The sequence below is a fragment of the Actinospineispora acaciae DSM 45401 genome, from assembly GCF_000620785.1.
GTDB classification, from domain to species: Bacteria; Actinomycetota; Actinomycetes; order Mycobacteriales; family Pseudonocardiaceae; genus Pseudonocardia; species Pseudonocardia acaciae.
Genome location: NZ_JIAI01000001.1, coordinates 1,451,344 through 1,468,584 on the forward strand (window position 1 = coordinate 1,451,344; position 17,241 = coordinate 1,468,584).

Below are 17,241 nucleotides of genomic sequence, written 5' to 3' on the forward strand. Positions count from 1 at the left end.
CCTCCTCTCACCAACGGCGGTGAACCATGGCCATTGCCCAACCTCGAGGCGGTAACGCCACCGAGATCGCCGAGGCGTACGCGGACGTGGCGGCCCGGCTGGACCGGTTGCCGTTCACCCGCGTGCAGCGCGGCATCCTGGTCAGGGGCGGCCTGACCACAACGTTCGACGGCATGGACAACGGCATCGTGTCGTTCCTGCTGCCGATCGTGACCGGCGCGTTCGCGCTGTCCGGGTTCGAGCAGGGCCTGCTGGGCAGCTCCGCGCTCATCGGCGCGATCGCGGGCGCGGCCGCCGTGGGCGTGCTCGGCGACCGCATCGGGCGGCGCAACCTGCTGCTCTGGTCGATGGCGTTCTACAGCGCGGCGATGCTGGTCGGCGCGTTCGCGACCAGCGGCGGGTTCCTGGTCGCCACCCGGGTCGCGGCCGGGGTGGCCATCGGGATCAACGTCAACATCATCGTGCCGTACCTCGCGGAGTTCGCCCCGGTCCGCCGCCGGGGGCACTTCGTCGGCTCGCTGGCCGGCTTCTTCGGCCTCGGGTTCGTGCTCGCCGCGCTGATCGGGTACCTGGTCATCCAGCACTTCGACCAGGGCTGGCGGATCGCCCTGATCGTGGTGGGGGCGCCGATCGTGCTCGCGGTGTGGTGGCGGCGAAAGCTGCCCGAGTCGCCGCGCTACCTGGTCTCCCGGGGCAGGATCGAGGAGGCGACGCGGGTCGTGGAGCGGCTGGAGGCACGGGTGCGCGCCTCGCTGCCCGGCGGCGAGCTACCGAGGCCGGACCGCTCGGTCGACTACGCCCCGGAGAAGCACCTGTCCAGGAACAGCCTCGGCGCCCAGCTCGCGGCGCTGTTCCGCCGCTCCATGCTGCGGCAGACGGTGCTGGTGATCGTGCTGTGGTTCTGCTTCAGCTTCACCTACTACGGGTTCCTGGTGTTCCTGCCGACCCTGCTGGTGCAGCGCGGCCTGAGCATCAGCGAGAGCTTCGGCTACACGATCGTCGTCGAGATCGCCCAGGTGGCCGGCTACTACCCGGCGGCCTGGCTATCCGAGCGGCTGGACCGCAAGTGGAGCATCGTCATCTTCCTGTCCGCGAGCGCGCTGTCCGCCGTGGGGCTGGCGTTCGCCCAGGCCGACGCGCAGGTGGTCGTCTTCGCGGTGGCGCTGGCGTTCTTCCTCAACGGTGCCTACGCGCCTCTCTACACCTACACCCCCGAGGTGTACCCGACCTGGATCAGGGCGACCGGGGTCGGCGTCTCCGCGGTGTTCGGCCGCTTCGGCGCGGCGCTGGCGCCGATCGCGATGGGGACGACGTACGCCTCGCTGCGCTTCTCCGGCGTGTTCCTGGTGTTGTGCGGCGTCATCGCGCTCGCGGTGGGCAGCGTGGTCGTCCTCGGCGTGGCCACCCGGCAGCGGTCACTGGAGCAGATCGCCGGCTGAGCCTCAGCTGCGCATCAGGCGGGCAGGCGGCGGGCGATAGTGGGGATCACGATGGCGGCCGCCACCACGTGGGTCAGCATCAGCAGGATCTTGGTGGCGACGGTGGCGTCGGCGAGCACATCGGGCACGAAGGACAGCACGGTGAGCGTGACGGTGGTGTACAGCCACGCGGTGCGCGGCCGCCGGGCGAACCGGCGCAGCGCCGTGGCGATGATCAGGCCGACCACGGAGAAGATGGCGGTGAGCACGGCGAACCCGGAGGTCGGGATCGGGGCGCCGGAAATGGCGGTGCTGGCGCCGAGGGTGTCGCCGGCGGCGGCCACGAGCGCGGTCGCCGCCGCGGCGGTCACGGTGGCGGCCGAGCCGGCCAGCAGCAGCGAGCCGGCGGTCGGGGTGGCGGACGTGACGAGGGCGGGAATGGTGGTGGACACGGGGAACCTCCCGGGGGCCGCGGAGACCGGCTCGGTTGCCGTTCTCTCACCCGGGCGTCGATCGGGCTCGCCACGGTTCGACATCGCCCCGGAAGTTCTTCCAAGATCTTTTCCAGCTGGCTTGCACACCCCGGTCCCAGCCGGGCGGCAAGGTCAGGGCACCGGGGTGACCGCCTTGCCGGTGCTGAACCAGGAGCGGATGTTCTCCACCATGCACTCGTCCATGGCCCGGCGGGTCTCCACCGAGCTGCTGGCCACGTGCGGTTGGAGCACCACGTTGTCGGCCGTCAGGAGCGGTTCGGGCACGTGCGGCTCGTCGTCGAACACGTCCAGCCCGGCGCCGGCGATCTTCCCGGTGACCACCGCGTCGACCAGCGCCGGCTCGTCCACCAGCCAGCCCCTGGCGACGTTGACGAACACGCCCTCCGGTCCCAGCGCGGCGAGTATGTCGGCGTCCACGATGTGGCCGCCGCCCGGCGCGCCGGCCGCGCACAGGAAGAGGAAGTCGGACTCGCGGGCGAGCTCCACGGCCGACGGGTAGGGCCGGTAGCTCAGGTCCGGGGCCGGCCGGGGGTCGTAGTAACCGATTTCCATGTCGAACGCGGTGAGCCTCCGGGCGAGCATCCGCCCGATGCGGCCCAGGCCCAGGATCCCGGCGCGCCGGCCGGAGAACCGCCGCGCGGGCGGGTAGACGTGGCCCGGCCACTGCCCGGCGCGTACCCAGCGGTCGCCCGCGCTGACCCGGCGGGACACGTCGATCGCCAGCACCAGCGCCAGGTCGGCAACGTCCTCGTAGAGCACCGGCGTGGTGGTGACGACGACGCCGCGTTCGCGGGCGTGCTCCAGGTCGGTCCGTTCTAGCCCGACCCCGAACAGCGACGCGATCTCCAGCTTCGGCAGCGCGTCCATCAGGGCCGAGGACACCCCGACCATCGGGGTGGTCACCACGCCCCGGACCCGCGTCGCGGCCGGACCCAGCTCGTCGGCCACGGTGTCCGGCGAGCCGGCCGGGTGCAGGGTGAACTCGCGGCTCAGCTCGTCGATCACGTAGTCGCGGTGGAAACCGACCACCGCCAGCTCTGCCCTGTCGCTCAGTTGAATCACTCCCTCGGATAACTGGAGACCCGGGTCTCCTTGCTCGTCATGAACTCCAGCAGCGCCGGCTGGCCGGCCTCGGTCGCGGCGATGCCGCGCCGGATCGCGGGGACGATGTCGGCGGGCTCGGTGACCCGCTCGCCGTGGCCGCCGAGCGCGCGGGCCAGCGCGGCGTAGTCGCCGGAGATGTCGGTGGCGCGGTAGCGCTCGGTGGACACCGGCATCCGGGACAGCTCGATCGCCATGCTGTGGTTGTTGAGCAGCACGGACAGGATGGGGATCCGCTCCCGCACAGCGGTCTCGAAGTCCATCCCGGTGAAGCCGATCGCGGCGTCGCCCCAGACGTTGACGCACAGCTTGTCAGGGCGGGCCAGCTTCGCGCCCATGGCCAGGCCGAGGCCGTAGCCGAGCTGCGTGGTCTTTCCCCAGCCCAGGTAGCTCAGCGGCGTGGTGCTGGTCCAGAACGGGGAGAGCTGGTCGCGCGGGCTGCCGGCGTCGTGGGTGATGATCGTGTTGTCCCGGTCGACGGTGTGTTGCAGGTCCCAGAGCACCCGGTACGGCGAGAGCGGGCGCTCGTCGGAGGTGAGCTCGGGCAGCCAGCCGGCCAGCCACTCCTGGCGAACCTCGGCGATGCGCGCCGCGACGGGGCCGGGGTCGCGGTGGTCCCGTCCGCGCAGCTCGTCGAGCAGGGCGTCCAGGGTCAGCGCGGCGTCGCCGAGCAGGCAGGCCTCGGCGGGCAGGTGGTTGTTCAGGTGCGTCGGGTCGAGCGTGGCGTGTACGACCCGCTTGTCCAGCGGCAGTTGGGTGCCGTAGGCGGTCTCGGTGAAGCTGCAGCCGATCCCGAAGATCACGTCCGAGGCGTCGAGGAAGTGGCGCACCGGTTTCGGGACGGCCAGCCCGCCGGAGCCGAGCGCCAGCGGGTGGTCCTCGGGGAAGGCGCTCTTGCCCTCCAGGCTGGTGGTCACCGGGGCGGCCAGCAGCTCGGCCAGCTCGCGCAGCTGGCTCCAGGCCTCGGCGTAGTGCACGCCCTGGCCGGCGTAGATCACCGGCCGGTCCGCCTCGGCCAGCAGCGCGGCGGCCCGGCGCACGTCGGCCGGGTCCGGGCCGTAGCGCACCCGCCGGGTGGGGCGGTAGTCCAGCGGCTCGGGCACCTCGTCGTGCCACAGGTCGATGGGGATCTCCACCAGGGCCGGGCCGCCGCGTCCCGAGCGCAGCCGGGTGAACGCCCTGCGCAGCACGTGCGGCACCTCGGCGGCGCTGGTCAGCGGCTCGGCGGACTTGCTGATCGACGCCATGTTGCGCGCGGCGTGGTAGTTGGGGTCGACGTAGGCGAGCCGGCGCGGGTACCCGGCGGGCATCACCAGGATCGGCACCGACTCCGAGTAGGCCTGCGCGATGCCGCCGTAGGCGTTCTCGGTGCCCGGCCCGTGCTGCATGGCGAACACCCCGATGGTGCGCCCGCTGGTCACCCGGGAGATCGCGTCGGCCATGTGCAGCCCGGTGCGTTCCTGGCGCACCACCACCGGGCGGATGCCGGCCACGGCGGCCTCTTCGATGACGTCGTTGACCGGGTATCCGGTGAGTACCGAGATCCCCTCCCGCTTGAGGATCTCGGCGATGGCCTCTCTGACGTTCACCCTTACCTCCTGTCGAACACCTCCGGGTTGACCACGACCTCCGGGCGCTTGCCGAGCAGGGTGTCCCGCGCGCACCGCAGCGCCAGCCTGCTCATCTCCAACCGGGTGGTCCGGGTGGCGCTGCCCAGGTGCGGCAGCAGCACCACCCGCTCCTGGAGCGTGAGCAGATCGGGATGCACCGCCGGCTCCCCCTCGTAGACGTCGATCCCGGCCCCGGCGATCACGCCGTCGCGCAGCGCGGCGGCCAGCGCCGCCTCGTCCACCAGCGGGCCTCGCGCGGTGTTGATCAACATCGCGGAGCGGCGCATGCGGGCGAACGCGTGGGCGTCGAACCGGTGCCGGGTGGAGTCCAGCAGCGGGGCGTGGACGGAAACGAAGTCGCTGCGCGCCAGCAGCTCCTCGAACGACGCGTACGTCACCCCCAGCGCGGCCTCGGTCTCGGGCGGCAGCCGGACCACGTCGTGGTAGAGCACCGTCATCTCGAACCCGCGGGCCCGCCGGGCCACCGCGCGCCCGATCTGGCCGAGGCCGAACAGCCCGAGCGTGGCGCCGAAGACGTCCACGCCCATCTGCTCCTGGTTCACCCGCCAGTGCGTGTAGCGGCCCGCGCGCAGGAACGCGTCGCCCTCCGGTATCCGCCGCGCGGCGGCCAGCAGCAGCGCGAACGCCAGGTCGGCGGTGGCCTCGGTGAGCACCCTCGGGGTGTTGGTGACGACCACGCCGGCCCTGGTCGCCGCCGCCACGTCGATGTTGTCGAACCCGACGGCGACGTTGGACACCACCTTCAGCCGAGGGCAGGCGGCCAGGAACCCCGCGTCGACCCGGTCGGTGAGCAGGCAGACCAGCCCGTCGTAGTCGGCCGCGGTCGCCCGCAGCTCCTCGGACGGCAGCGGCCGGTGGTCGCGCCGAACGTCCACCTCGATCCCGGAGCCGTCCAGCTCGGCCAGCGCCTCCTCGACGATCTCCTGCGAGACGAAGATCCTGGTCACGCGTACTGCCCAGCTTTCGGAACAGCCCGCCGGCCGTCCTCGAACGCGGTGGCCACCACCTGGGTGGCGGCCTGGCGCATCAGCGCGGCGTCCGAGCCGACGGTGAACATGCCGTAGCCCTTGGCGTGCCAGCGGCGCACGGTTTCGACGCTGTCGCAGTGGATGCCGGCCACCACGCCGTGCCGCCGGCAGCCCTCGACGACCGCCTCGATCAACCGCTCGTGCTCCGGGTCCTCCACCTTCAGCGTGGGCGCCATGCCGTGGCCGAGCGCCAGGTCGGACGGACCCACGTACACCGCGTCCACCCCGGGCACGGACAGGATCGCGTCCAGGTTCTCCACCCCGCCCGGGGTCTCGATCATGACCGCCACCACGGTGCGCCGGTTGGCCACCTCGGGGCTGTAGTCCGGCACGTCCAGCGCCGCCCGGATCGGCCCCCAGCTGCGCATCCCCCTCGGCGGGTACTTCACCGCCGCCACCACGGCCTCGGCCTCGGCCGCCGAGCTGACCATCGGCACGATCACGCCCTGCGCGCCGGCGTCCAGCGACTTCATGATGTGGTCCGGCTGGTTCCACGGCACCCGCACGAACGCCGGCGTCCCGGTGATCGACAACGCCTGCAGCATCGGCATCATCTGGTCGTAGCCGATCACCCCGTGCTGGGTGTCGATGCACACCCAGTCGAACCCGGAGCGTCCCATCAGCTCGGCGGAGAACGGGCTGGGGATCGAGCACCACCCGCCGATCGTCGCCTCGTCCCCGTCCCACAGCTCGCGCAACGACCTACCCATTCGCCCTCTCCCCGTTCTCTCGCACGCCGTTCACCACGTTGACCGGCTCCTGCCCGGCCAGCACCCGGCGCAGGTTCGCCCCCGTTGACTCCAGCATGTTCGCCCGCGCGTGCACAGTGCCGCCGGCGATGTGCGGGCTGAGGAAGACGTTGTCCATCCGCCGCAGCGGCGACTCGGCGGCAAGCGGCTCGACCTCGAACACGTCCAGCGCCGCGCCGCCGAGGTGCCCCGACCCCAGCGCGGCGACCAGCGCGGCCTCGTCCACGACCGGGCCTCGGCTGGCGTTGCACAGGATGGTCCCGGGCCGCATCCGGCGCAGCTCGGCCTCGCCGACCAACCCCCGCGTCGAGTCGTCCAGCGGGACGTGCACGGTCACCACGTCCGCGCGTTCCAGCAGCTCGCCGAGGGAGACCGGCTCGCAGCCGGGTCGCTCGCGCGGGGCCACGTCGTGGAACAGGATCGGGCAGCCGAACCCGGCTAGTCGGTCCGCCACCTGCCCGCCGACGTTGCCGAGGCCCAGGATGCCGACGGTGAGCGCGCGCAGGTCGCGTCCCATCCAGTTGTGCAGCCGCCAGGTGCCGGCGCGCATCTCCCGGTCGGACCGGGCGCCGTGGCGCACCACGTTCAGGATCGCCATCACCGTCCAGTCCGCCACCGCGTCCCGGTTGAAGCCGGCCGCGTTGGCGACCGGGATCCCCAGCTCGGCGGCGGCCCGGTGGTCGATGTGGTCGAACCCCACCGACGGCTGCAGGACGGCCCGGCAGCGCGTCATCGTGGCCAGGATCTCCCGGCCCATCGGGTGCCGCCGCCGAATGTCGCTGATCAGGACGTCGGCGTGCGGGACCAGCTCGCGGACCGCATCCCGCGTGGGCGGGTCCGGCGCGAGCAGCACCCTGACCCGGTCGGTACCGGCCAGCTCGCGCACCTGCTCCTCGGTGAACGGGCTGAGGCAGACGATCGTGTCCATCTCCGAACCGCCTAGGTGAAGGCCAGCTCGCGGCGGCCTTCGATCTTGTCCTGGTCCAGGTCCATGCCCAGCCCCGGTTGCGTCGGCGGCGACACCTGCCCGTCCACCGGGTGCACCGGGTGCTCGAGGAACCACTGGTTGATGACGTTCCACTTCACCAGGTACTCCAGCAGCGGGGTGAGCGTGGGCGGCAGCGCGAAGCTGAGGTTCGCGTTCGCCGGCACCGAGTGCCCGTGCGGGATCAGCCGCACGTCGTACGCGCTGGCCAGCGTGGCGATCTTGACCATCTCGCTGATCCCGCCGGCCCAGTAGGTGTCCGGCTGGTAGATGTGCATCGCGCCGGCCGCCATCAGCTGGTGCAGGCCCCAGCGGGTGTACTCGTGCTCCCCGCCGGAGACCTCGATGCCGTTCGGCATCCGCCGGGCGATCTCGGCGTAGGCGGCCGGCTTGTCCGGCAGCACCGGCTCCTCGATCCAGCGCGGCGCGTACTCGGCCAGCCGCTGCGCCATCCGCAGCGTGTACGGCACGTCCCAGGACATCCAGGCATCGACCATGATGTCCACGTCCGCGCCCACCGCCTCGCGCAGCGCCGCGACCAGCGCGATGGTGGCCCGCTCCCCGGCCTTGCCGTCCACCGGCCCGTGCCGGGGGAACCACTTCATCGCGGTGAACCCCTGGCCGACCAGCTCGGCGGCCCGCTCGCGGGCGCTGTCGGTCTCCAGCGAGTAGCCCAGCGCGGAGGCGTAGGCGGGGATCGAGTCCCGGGTCGGCCCGCCGAGCAGCACGTGCACCGGGACGCCGAAGTGCCGGCCCCTGAGGTCCCACAGCGCGCAGTCCACCGCGCTGAGCGCCAGCATCGGCACGCCCTTGCGGCCGTGCACCAGGTACCTGTACATGACGTCCCACAGGTACTCGGTGGCCAGGGCGTCCTGGCCGACCAGCAGCGGGGCGATCTGGGTGAGGACCAGGTACGCCTGGTCACCTCGGATCGGGCCGGCGGTTCCGGTGACGCCCTCGTCGGTCTCGATGTGCACGAAGATCGACGTCATCCGGTACGAGCCGGGCGCGCTCGGCGGCAGGTACTCGGGGCCCTGCGCGGCGAAGTGCGGGTAGACGTCGACGGGGCGGATCAGCCGTTCCTCCCAGAACGCCCCGGGGTGGTCCATCGTGCCGGTGTACTCCACGCATCGAACGGCCGCGATCTTCATGTCCTCACTTCTTGAACTGGTCGAACTGCCGCTTGATCAGGTCCATCGCGAAGTCCGCCGCCTGCGCCGGGCTCTGGCCCTGCAGGACGATCCGGCCGATCGCGTTGCCCCACACCTGCTGGCCGTTCTCGGCCTGGTTGTACGCCGGGCTCAGGTCCGCCCACTGCGGCACCGTCGCGCCGCTGAGCTGCTTGGTCACCACCTGGATGTTCGGGTCCTCGGAGCGCGCGAAGTACGGGTCGGCCAGCAACGACTTGTGCACCGGGAACCACCGGGCCTGGCCGCCCTTGAGGATCTCCAGGTTGTTCTCCGGGCGCATCAGGAACTTGAGGAAGTCCATCGCCATGGCCTTCTTCTCGCTCTTCTCGAAGACCACCGCGTTGTGCGTGAGCGTGATCGAAGGCTGCTCGCCGCCGTCCGGGCGGGCCGGGAAGCCGGACGTGACGATGTCCTGCCACTTGGCCCGGTCCTGGTCCTTGATCGCGCCGGGCATGGACAGCGAGCCGTTGGGCGTGACCAGCACCGAGCGGTTCAGGAAGTAGGTGTTGTTGCCGCTGTCCTGCCAGTTCAGGCTGTCGCGGGGGGACAGCTCCTGCTTGTGCAGCTCGGCGATCCAGGCCAGGCCCTGCGCGATGCCCTGGCGGACCTGCGGGGTGTCGCGCAGCGCGTTCTGCTCGTCCAGCAGCTCCACGCCGTAGGCGCGCAGCACCTGCTGGGTGTCGTAGTTGGTGTCGCCGGCGGCGGTGCCCATCGGCCAGCCCACCGCGTGGATGTCGTTGTTGCCCCGCCGCCGGTACTCCCCCTGCGCCTTCTTCCAGAAGTCCCAGTAGCCGTTCCAGTCGTTGGGCAGGCCGGCCGGGTCCATCCCGATGTCGCGCAGCAGGCTCTTCCAGTAGAACAGCGACACGGTGAACTGGAAGACCGGCACCGAGTAGTACGACGCGGCGCCCTTCTTGCTGTTGAACAACCGCGACGCGCGCAGTGCGCCGTCGGTGAGCTGCTGGGACTGGACGACCTCGGTGACGTCGGCGAGGCGGCCCTCCCAGGCGTAGCGCGGGTTGAGGTGCTTCTCGGTGTGGATGATGTCCGGGACGTTGCCCGAGGCGACGGCGCTGGCCTCCTTCTTCGGGATGTCGTTCGTCCCGTAGAACTGCAGGTCCACCTTCTTGCCGGAGGCCTGCTCCCAGGCGCGGGCGACCTGGCGCACGGCCTCGTCCTCGGAGGGGTAGAAGCCCTGGTTCCACCACACGGCGAGCGCGTCGCCGCTGCTCGCGCCGGAGTTCCCGCAGGCGGCCAGCAGCCCGGCGGCCCCGATGCCGGCCGCGCCGTACAGAAAATCGCGCCGTCCGATTGTCATGTTTTCACACCACCCGCGGTCAAACCCGTGCTGACGTTCTTGCGGAATACGTAGTAGATGACCGCCGGCGGCAATGCGTAGAACAGCGAGGTCGCCATCAGCAGGTTCCACGGCACCTGGTCGGTGTTCAGGAACGAGCCGAGGGCCACCGGCAGCGTCATGTTCTGCTCGGAGTTCAACAGAAGGAAGGCGAGCAGGTACTCGTTCCATGCGGCGAGCAGCGCATAGGTTCCCACCGCGACCAGCACCGGCCGCATCAACGGCAGATAGATCCGCAGGTAGATCTGCCAGCTGGAGGCGCCGTCCACCCGCGCGGACTCGTCCAGCTCGGTCGGAATGCCGCTGCGCGCGTACTGCGTGAACACCCACATCGCATACGGCGACGCGAACGCCGTCATCGACAGGATCAACGACCACGCGCTGTCCAACAGGCTGTAGGTGGCCATCACCCGGTACAGCGGAATGGCCAGAAAGGACGTGGGAATGACGTAGGTCGCCAGCGCGCCGTTGGAGAGCGCGTTGCCCCAGCGCGGCCGCAGCCGGGCGATCGTGAAGCTGGCCAGGCTGCCGATGACGAGTACCAGCAGCGTGGTCACGACCGCCACGTACATGCTGTTGAACAACTGCCGCCAGAAGTGCTCGATGAACGAGTCCCCCTGGGTGAGGACCGAGACGAACTGCTCCCCCGTCGGGTGCGCCGGCCACAGGTGCGGCCGGAACACCTCGTCGTCCGGGCTCACGGCCATCATCAACATGTGGTAGACGGGCAGCAGCGTCCAGCACAGCAGCACCACCGCCACCGCGACCAGTCCCACGGTCCGGCCCGGGGAGCGCGACCTCATCACGTCGCCTCCCGACCCAGCCGGCGGACCAGCACGACGATCAACGGGATGATCACCGGCAGGGCGCTGAGCGCGACCGCGACGCCCTGGTCGATGCTGCCGACGTTGAACGCGTACCGGATGCCCAGGGTGGCCAGCACGTGGGTGGAGTCGGCCGGGCCGGCGCCGGTGATGAACGTGATCGTGTTGAAGTCGCTGAGCGTCCAGATGGTGGAGAGCAGCGTGCTGGTGAGGTAGACGTTGCTGAGCATCGGCAGGGTCACCCAGCGGAACCGCCGCATCCCTGTCGCCCCGTCCACGGCGGCCGCCTCGTAGATGTCGTGCGGTATCGCCATCCGGGCGGCCAGGAAGATCAGCGTCCAGAACGGCAGCCATTTCCAGACATAGGCGCCGATCGCCGCGCCCAGCGCCCACGGGTAGCTGACCAACCAGTCCGGGCTCGGAATGCCGAGATCACCGAGTAGGGTGTTCAGCATTCCCCACTGCGGGTTGAGCATCCACTGGATGGACAGGAACGCCGGCACCGCGGGAATCGCCCACGGCAGCAGGCATATCGCCAGCAACCCGCGTATCCACCAGTTGTCGAGCGCGAAGAAGCCGGAGAGCAGCAGCGCGAGGGCCAGCTTGACGTTGACCCCGATCCCGACGAAAAGGAAGGTGTTCCAGACCGCGCGCAGATAGGTCGGGTCCTCGAACAGCGAGGTGTAGAGAGACGGGTCGGCACCGAGCCAGAAACCGTAGAGAACCGGGTAGACCACGACCAGCAGCGTCACGACGATGAACGGAACGGCGAACATCACGGGCCAGTTCACCAACGGCGGCACCCGGGTCAGCCATGAGGAGCGGGTGTCGAGCGTGATTCTGGGCAACGTGAACAGCCCTCCGGTGGCATCTGTACGTCCTTGTACATCCGGAACCGCGCTGGCGTGGCTTTCCGATCACCCCCAAGCCGTCGGCAACCCGACCCTAACTCTGGACTGACCAGATTGGAAGACCGCGCCGATAAATGATCAAGGGGACGGCTCGGTGTGGCCGGCGCGCAGCAGGTCCTGCCAGTAGCTGTCCGCGCTGGCCAGGTGCGCGTCCAGCAGCCGGACCGCCCGGCCCTCGTCCCGGTCGCGCACCGCGCGGAAGATCCGCTGATGCTCCAGGTGGGACTGCACTCGGCGGGCCGGATCGCGGAAGTAGTACTCCCGGCGGCGGCTCGTCATCAGGTAGAAGATGTCGACCAGGCGCAGGAAGACCATGTTCTGGGTGGCCTTGACGATGCCGCAGTGAAATGCCCGGTCGAGGTCTCCGACCGGGCCGTTGTCCGCGATCGCCCGGTCCCATTCGTCCAGGCAGCGGCCCAGTTCCTCCAGGTCCTGGTCGCCGTGGCGCTGGCAGGCCAGCCGCACGGCGGCCAGCTCCTGGATGCGGCGGACCTCGGCGACCTGGTGAATCTCGTCCTCGGACAGCGGGATGCCGAGCTGGGCGAACAGCGTGAGCGTCTCGATGCTGGCCGACTCGGTGGTCAGGTATATCCCGGACTTCGGCCGTCGCTCGATCAGCCGCAGCGCCTCCAGCACCGACAGCGCCTCGCGGACCTGCGCCCGGCTGGCGTGGAACCGCTCGGCCAGCTCTCGCTCCGAGGGCCCGCGCTCGTTGGGCGCATAGCCCCGGGACAGCAGGAACGGCACCAGCTCGGCCACCAGCGCGTGCTGCTCTCTCATTCGCGCCCCCAGTGGTGTGCCAACCTGGTCAGTCCAGAGGCTAGCGCTCCGCGGCCCTGGCCGGGCCGAACAGGATGGTGTCGCCGATCGTGCGGCCGGTGAGCACCATGATCAGCCGGTCCACGCCCATGCCCAGCCCGCACGCCGGCGGCATGCCGTACTCCATCGCGGCCAGGAAGTCCTCGTCCAGCGCCATCGCCTCCGGGTCGCCGCCCGCCGCGAGCAGCGACTGCTCGGTCAGCCGGTCGCGCTGGTCGACCGGGTCGTTGAGCTCGGTGTATCCGGTGCCGAGCTCCATCCCGAACGCGATCAGGTCCCACTTCTCGGACAGCAGCGGGTCGTCGCGGTGGCGGCGCGCCAGCGGGGACGTCTCGGCCGGGTAGTCGTGCACGAACGTGGGGGCGACCAGGTGCTCCTCGACGAGCCGCTCGAACAGCTCCTGGACCAGCCGCCCCTGCCCCCATCCGGGATCCGGGTCCACCCCGTGGGCCTCGGCCAGCCCCGCGACCCGGTCCCTCGGGGTGGCCGGGGTGATCTCCTGGCCGAGCTGGTCGGACACCGCGCCGTACACGGTGGTGTGCCGCCAGGGCTCCGCCAGGTCGAGCCGCAGGCCGTCCCGCTCGACGACGGTGGTCCCCAGGGCCGCCCTGGCCGCGGCGACGACCAGGTCGCGCAGCAGGTCGGCGGCGGTGTGGTAGTCGGCGTAGGGCTGGTAGGCCTCCAGCATGGTGAACTCGGGGTTGTGCCGGGCGGACAGCCCCTCGTTGCGGAACGTGCGGTTCAGCTCGAAGATCGGCCCCGAGCCCCCGACCAGCAGGCGTTTCAGGTACAGCTCGGGCGCGATCCGCAGGTACATGTCGGCGCCGAGCGCGTTCATCCAGGTCCGGAACGGGCGGGCCGCCGCGCCGCCGTGGACCGGCTGCAGGATCGGCGTCTCGACCTCGGCGAACCCGCGCCCGCGCAGCTCGTCGCGGAGCGCGGCGACCGCGGCGCAGCGCAGCCGCAGCATCCGCCGCGCGTCCGCGTTCACGATCAGGTCGAGGTGCCTGCGCCGGCGGCGCGCGTCGCTGTCCAGCCGTCGGGGCAGCGGCCGCAGGCACTTCGCGGCCATCCACCAGGACCGGGCGTGCAGCGTCAGCTCGCCGGTGCGGGTCGTGATCATCTCGCCGGAGACGGCCACCTGGTCGCCCAGGTCGACGGTGTTCTCCCACAGGTCGAAGCATGCGGTGGTGTCCGCGCTGAGCATCACCTGCAGGTCGGCGTTCGTGCCCCGCAGCTCGACGAACCGCAACCGGCCGTGGTCGCGCTGGCGCAGCACCCGCCCGCTCAGCTCGGCGTCGCGGCCGGTGCGCCGGTCCGGCGGCAGCCCGGCGAGCTCCCGGGCGAGCTCAGCGGGGTCGTCGGCGGGAGCGCGGCTGGCCGGCGGGTAGGCGTCGACGCCCCGCGCGCGCAGCGCGTCCAGCTTGGCGTGCCGGACCCGTTCCTGCTCGGTCAGCCGGCGGCGGGGGTAGCGGGCCTGCGCGGCCTCCCGTTCGAGGCGGCGGATCCGCTCGACCAGCGCCGGGTCCGGCCGGGCGCGGGTGGTCGCCGCGCGCCGGCCGAGCACCACGAACCCCTCCGCCCGCGCGGCGGCCACGGCCACCGGCAGCAGGTCGGCGGGCCGGGGGAAGCACACGTAGCGCGGCACCCAGCGCGGCCGGTACTTCGCGTTGGCCTGGTAGAGCGACTCCAGCTGCCAGAACCGGGACGCCACCGAGAGCACCCGGTAGGTCAGCCGGAGCACCGGCCCCGCGCCGAGGCGGCCACCGCGCTCGAACACACCGCGCAGCACCGCGAAGTTCAGCGAGACGCGTCGCACCCCGATCGACCCGGCCTCGTCGGCGAGCGCGGCCACCATGAACTCGTTGAGCCCGTTCTCGGCGGCCCGGTCGCGGCGCATCAGGTCCAGCGACAGGCCGGTCGCGCCCCACGGCACGAAACCCAGCAGGCCGCGCCGCGCACCGGCCGCGTCGAGCGCCTCGACCACGAGGTAGTCGGCGTCACGGGGGTCGCCGAACCTGCCCAGCGCCATGGAGAAGCCGCGTTCGGTCGCCCCGTCCCGCCACCGGTCCGCGGCCTCGGCCAGCTCCGCGAGCTCGGGGTCCGGGATCTGCCGGGCGCGGCGGATCCGGGCCGTGTACCCGGCGCGGCGAACCCGCCGAACCGCCTGGCGGACCGGGCGCAGCCCCGGGTCGTCGAGCCGGAACGCGTCCAGGTCCAGGATCGCCTCGTCGCCCAGCTCGAGGGCGTCGAGGCTGCGCCGGGCGTAGGCGTCCGCACCCCGCTCGCTCGCCCCGAGCGCGGCCGGTGTCCACGCGTGCGCACGGCACTCCCGCAGCCAGGCCCGGATGGCCTCGTCCCAGGCGTCCCGGTGCCCCAGCGGATCGCCGGCGGCGAGGCACACCGCGCCCACCGCCCGGTAGCTGATCCCGGCGCGCCGGTCCGGATCGAAGATCACGTCCTTGTCGTCGCGCAGCGCGAAGTAGCCCAGCGAGTCCCGTTCCCCGTGCCCGAGCAGCAGCCCTCGGGCGGTCAGCTCCTCGTACTCGTCGAGCACGGCCACCGCCCGGACCGGCCGTAGCAGCGCCCAGACCACCACCAGCAACAGCCCGCTGCCCAACACCCCGAGCACCAGGTCGACCCAGCCCGGCACCACGACGCCGAGGTACTCCCCGGTGACCTGCGGGCCGAGGGCGCTCTGCAGCACGGCGTAGGCGACATCGGCCCCCGGCGGGGAGTCGGGACCGGTGTCGAACCCGGCGACCAGGGTGGCGCCGAGCGCGATGGTGACGACCAGCATGACGGCGAACACCGCCGCGGCGAGCCCACGGTTGGCCCTGTCCGGCAGCGCGGCGAACTCGCGGCGGGCGGCTATCAGCCAAGCCACCTCGACCACGACCAGAACCGACGGCACCACCAGCAGCGCCGCGACATCCAGCGCGCTGTACTCGGCCCGCTCCTCGGGCACCAGCGTGAGGTACCCGACGAGGTAGCCGGCGGTACGGGCCAGCACGATGCCGAGCACGACCAGCAGCAGCCGCCACGCCGCCCGCTTGCGCCTGCGCAGGCCCATCGACAGCAACAGCATGATCGCGGCGAACGGCAGGCTCGGCCACCAGCCCAGCGCGTAGACCACGCCGAGCGGGTCCACGTCGATCAGCCAGTCGCCGATCGAGCCGGACAGCCAGGTCAGCAGCGACAGCAGCGCGACGACCCGCGCGTACCAGCCGAACACCGAGGGAGCGGCGCGCACCATACGTTCCATCGCCACTTCCCGTTCGCATCAGGCGTCCCGAGCCAACCACCATGACCCCGCCCGGACCGGACCGGCAAGACCAGGACCGGGTGATCCTTTTCCGTGACGGAAGGCCCGCGATGTCACGCGGACGGGCGGTCGCCCTCCTCGAACCGTCCGCCCACGGCCTCGGCGAGCCGGTCCCACCAGGTGCGCTCGCCCACCGGGAACCGGGCCCGCGCCCGGCCGGCGCGCCGGGAACCGGGCGAGTACCAGCGCCGCGCCCACACCGAGGTCGGCTTGGCCACCCGGATCGACGCGACCAGGGCGATCACCGGGACGAACAGGCCGAGCACCGCGCACGCCGGCTTGCCCTTGAGCACCGCGACGAACGACAGGGCCATGGTGAGCGCGATCGTGGTCGCGCCGATGCCCACGCCGTCCTCGGGGTCGACGTAGAGCGGGTCGGCGCCCAGCACGACCAGCATGCCCAGGGCGCCGGCCACCAGCACGGTGTCCACCGAGAGGCGGCCTTCCCGTTCCCAGTAGACGTCGGAGAGCCGCAGCCACAGCGCGAACTCGTCGAGCGTCAGCGCCGCCCCCGCGCCGAACGCGACGGCGAGCACCACCTGCCACACCCCGTCCGGCCGGTAGGCGAACTCCCCCGCCCCGGCCAGCAGCAGCAGGAAGATCCCGGGGACGAGGTGGTGCACGTGCACCCCGGCCACGCCGACGTTGCGGAACGGCCCCCGGCCGGCCCGGATCATCCGGGTGACGATGCGGGTCACGATGAACACCACCAGGAACGCCCCCAGCATCCAGGCGCCCAGCACCCGTTCCTCCAGCATCGACACCTCACCTCCACGGAGACCAGCGACCACGCCATTGTGATATATCGCTGGTCGCAATCGGGTTGGCGAGTACGTCGAGGATTCGAGATCATCTCGCCATGCCGGACGACGCCTCAGCAGTGCGCCAAGCGGGGCACACGGCCCTGCTCGCCACGGTCGCCTCGGCCGAGCCACTGGTCGGAGCCTCGCGACGGCGCTACGACTCCTCCGCGTCGGTCGGAGTCCCCGCGCACGTCACGGTCCTGTTCCCGTTCCTGGGCAGCGACCGCCTCGATACCGCGACGATCGAGGCGCTGCGGGCGCTGGCCGGCGAGCGTTCCCCCTTCACCGTCCGGTTCGAGGGCTGCCAGCGCTTTCCCGAGGCGCTCTACCTCGCGCCAACGCCCGACCGGCCGTTTCGCGCGCTCACCGACGCCGTGGCGCGGCGTTGGCCCGAGGCGCCGCCCTACGGTGGGCGGTTCGCCGACGTCGTTCCCCACCTCACCGTCGCCCATGGCCAGCCGACCCGGGTGTTCGACGAGGTGGAAGCCGCGTTGGCCCCGCGACTGCCGGTTGTCGCCAACGTCTCGTCGGTGAGCCTTTTCGTCAGCGATGGCGACCGCTGGCGCCGGCACGCCGAGTTCCCGCTGCTTGGCTGACGCCCCGGCG

The 17,241-nt window shown here is 71.6% G+C and carries 16 protein-coding genes; 3 read left to right on the forward strand and 13 right to left on the reverse strand.

All coding sequences use genetic code 11. The features are described 5' to 3' along the window. Window positions 1-26 precede the first annotated feature (26 nt). Window positions 27-1,439, forward strand: a complete 1,413-nt coding sequence (locus tag N912_RS49995) for an MFS transporter (protein WP_051579768.1) — start codon at window positions 27-29, stop codon at window positions 1,437-1,439. 14 nt (window positions 1,440-1,453) lie between these two features. Here the strand turns inward: N912_RS49995 and N912_RS0107005 are convergent, their stop codons facing one another. The 10 genes from N912_RS0107005 to N912_RS0107050 form a co-directional block, all read right to left on the reverse strand. Beyond that, window positions 1,454-1,870 carry a DUF6069 family protein gene (locus N912_RS0107005; RefSeq protein WP_028921889.1) on the reverse strand — a complete coding sequence of 139 codons (417 nt, stop codon included), beginning with the start codon at window positions 1,868-1,870 and terminating at the stop codon, window positions 1,454-1,456. A 153-nt stretch (window positions 1,871-2,023) separates the two neighbouring features. Next, the gene (locus tag N912_RS0107010) at window positions 2,024-2,974 is read right to left on the reverse strand and encodes a 2-hydroxyacid dehydrogenase (protein ID WP_051579769.1); all 951 of its coding nucleotides are present in this window, start codon (window positions 2,972-2,974) and stop codon (window positions 2,024-2,026) included. Next, entirely contained in the window at window positions 2,971-4,602 is a 1,632-nt protein-coding gene (locus N912_RS0107015) for a thiamine pyrophosphate-requiring protein (RefSeq protein ID WP_028921891.1), read from the reverse strand. Before N912_RS0107015 ends, N912_RS0107010 begins: the two co-directional genes overlap by 4 nt. A 2-nt stretch (window positions 4,603-4,604) precedes the next feature. Continuing rightward, a complete protein-coding gene (locus N912_RS0107020) occupies window positions 4,605-5,591 on the reverse strand; it encodes a 2-hydroxyacid dehydrogenase (protein ID WP_028921892.1) in 987 nt (328 codons plus the stop codon). Continuing rightward, window positions 5,588-6,382 carry an HpcH/HpaI aldolase family protein gene (locus tag N912_RS0107025; protein ID WP_037062926.1) on the reverse strand — a complete coding sequence of 265 codons (795 nt, stop codon included), beginning with the start codon at window positions 6,380-6,382 and terminating at the stop codon, window positions 5,588-5,590. Before N912_RS0107025 ends, N912_RS0107020 begins: the two co-directional genes overlap by 4 nt. After that, complete coding sequence (locus tag N912_RS0107030; RefSeq protein WP_028921894.1) at window positions 6,375-7,349, reverse strand: NAD(P)-dependent oxidoreductase; 975 nt, start codon at window positions 7,347-7,349, stop codon at window positions 6,375-6,377. The genes N912_RS0107025 and N912_RS0107030 overlap by 8 nt, the downstream gene beginning before the upstream one ends. 11 nt (window positions 7,350-7,360) lie before the next feature. Next, complete coding sequence (locus N912_RS0107035; RefSeq protein WP_028921895.1) at window positions 7,361-8,557, reverse strand: enolase C-terminal domain-like protein; 1,197 nt, start codon at window positions 8,555-8,557, stop codon at window positions 7,361-7,363. Between the two features lie 4 nt (window positions 8,558-8,561). Next, window positions 8,562-9,914 (reverse strand): ABC transporter substrate-binding protein, encoded by a 1,353-nt coding sequence (locus tag N912_RS0107040; protein WP_028921896.1) that lies wholly within the window; start codon window positions 9,912-9,914, stop codon window positions 8,562-8,564. Beyond that, window positions 9,911-10,756 (reverse strand): carbohydrate ABC transporter permease, encoded by an 846-nt coding sequence (locus N912_RS0107045; RefSeq protein ID WP_028921897.1) that lies wholly within the window; start codon window positions 10,754-10,756, stop codon window positions 9,911-9,913. Before N912_RS0107045 ends, N912_RS0107040 begins: the two co-directional genes overlap by 4 nt. Continuing rightward, a complete protein-coding gene (locus tag N912_RS0107050) occupies window positions 10,756-11,529 on the reverse strand; it encodes a carbohydrate ABC transporter permease (RefSeq protein WP_211261142.1) in 774 nt (257 codons plus the stop codon). The genes N912_RS0107045 and N912_RS0107050 overlap by 1 nt, the downstream gene beginning before the upstream one ends. A gap of 4 nt (window positions 11,530-11,533) precedes the next feature. Here N912_RS0107050 and N912_RS66955 point away from each other — a divergent pair, with 4 nt between their 5' ends. Next, a complete protein-coding gene (locus tag N912_RS66955) occupies window positions 11,534-11,737 on the forward strand; it encodes a hypothetical protein (protein ID WP_211261143.1) in 204 nt (67 codons plus the stop codon). Between the two features lie 29 nt (window positions 11,738-11,766). Here N912_RS66955 and N912_RS0107055 read toward each other — a convergent pair whose 3' ends face one another. The 3 genes from N912_RS0107055 to N912_RS0107065 form a co-directional block, all read right to left on the reverse strand. Continuing rightward, entirely contained in the window at window positions 11,767-12,468 is a 702-nt protein-coding gene (locus tag N912_RS0107055; protein WP_028921899.1) for a FadR/GntR family transcriptional regulator, read from the reverse strand. Window positions 12,469-12,508: 40 nt separating this feature from the next. Beyond that, window positions 12,509-15,772 carry a bifunctional lysylphosphatidylglycerol synthetase/lysine--tRNA ligase LysX gene (lysX, locus tag N912_RS0107060; RefSeq protein ID WP_211261144.1) on the reverse strand — a complete coding sequence of 1,088 codons (3,264 nt, stop codon included), beginning with the start codon at window positions 15,770-15,772 and terminating at the stop codon, window positions 12,509-12,511. Window positions 15,773-15,885: 113 nt separating this feature from the next. Further along, a complete protein-coding gene (locus tag N912_RS0107065; protein WP_037063700.1) occupies window positions 15,886-16,590 on the reverse strand; it encodes a hypothetical protein in 705 nt (234 codons plus the stop codon). Window positions 16,591-16,691: 101 nt separating this feature from the next. Between N912_RS0107065 and N912_RS0107070 the strand changes: the two genes are divergently transcribed. Then, the gene (locus N912_RS0107070) at window positions 16,692-17,231 is read left to right on the forward strand and encodes a 2'-5' RNA ligase family protein (RefSeq protein ID WP_028921902.1); all 540 of its coding nucleotides are present in this window, start codon (window positions 16,692-16,694) and stop codon (window positions 17,229-17,231) included. Window positions 17,232-17,241 lie beyond the last annotated feature (10 nt).

Bases quoted from the DNA above. Each gene is read 5' to 3' on its own strand.
- N912_RS0107065 (WP_037063700.1), bottom strand. From the start codon at position 16,590: ATGCTGGAGGAACGGGTGCTGGGCGCCTGGATGCTGGGGGCGTTCCTG.
- N912_RS0107030 (WP_028921894.1), bottom strand. From the start codon at position 7,349: ATGGACACGATCGTCTGCCTCAGCCCGTTCACCGAGGAGCAGGTGCGC.
- N912_RS0107045 (WP_028921897.1), bottom strand. From the start codon at position 10,756: ATGAGGTCGCGCTCCCCGGGCCGGACCGTGGGACTGGTCGCGGTGGCG.
- N912_RS66955 (WP_211261143.1), top strand. From the start codon at position 11,534: ATGAACGGAACGGCGAACATCACGGGCCAGTTCACCAACGGCGGCACC.
- N912_RS0107035 (WP_028921895.1), bottom strand. From the start codon at position 8,557: ATGAAGATCGCGGCCGTTCGATGCGTGGAGTACACCGGCACGATGGAC.
- lysX (WP_211261144.1), bottom strand. From the start codon at position 15,772: ATGGAACGTATGGTGCGCGCCGCTCCCTCGGTGTTCGGCTGGTACGCG.
- N912_RS0107070 (WP_028921902.1), top strand. From the start codon at position 16,692: ATGCCGGACGACGCCTCAGCAGTGCGCCAAGCGGGGCACACGGCCCTG.
- N912_RS0107025 (WP_037062926.1), bottom strand. From the start codon at position 6,382: ATGGGTAGGTCGTTGCGCGAGCTGTGGGACGGGGACGAGGCGACGATC.
- N912_RS49995 (WP_051579768.1), top strand. From the start codon at position 27: ATGGCCATTGCCCAACCTCGAGGCGGTAACGCCACCGAGATCGCCGAG.
- N912_RS0107040 (WP_028921896.1), bottom strand. From the start codon at position 9,914: ATGACAATCGGACGGCGCGATTTTCTGTACGGCGCGGCCGGCATCGGG.
- N912_RS0107055 (WP_028921899.1), bottom strand. From the start codon at position 12,468: ATGAGAGAGCAGCACGCGCTGGTGGCCGAGCTGGTGCCGTTCCTGCTG.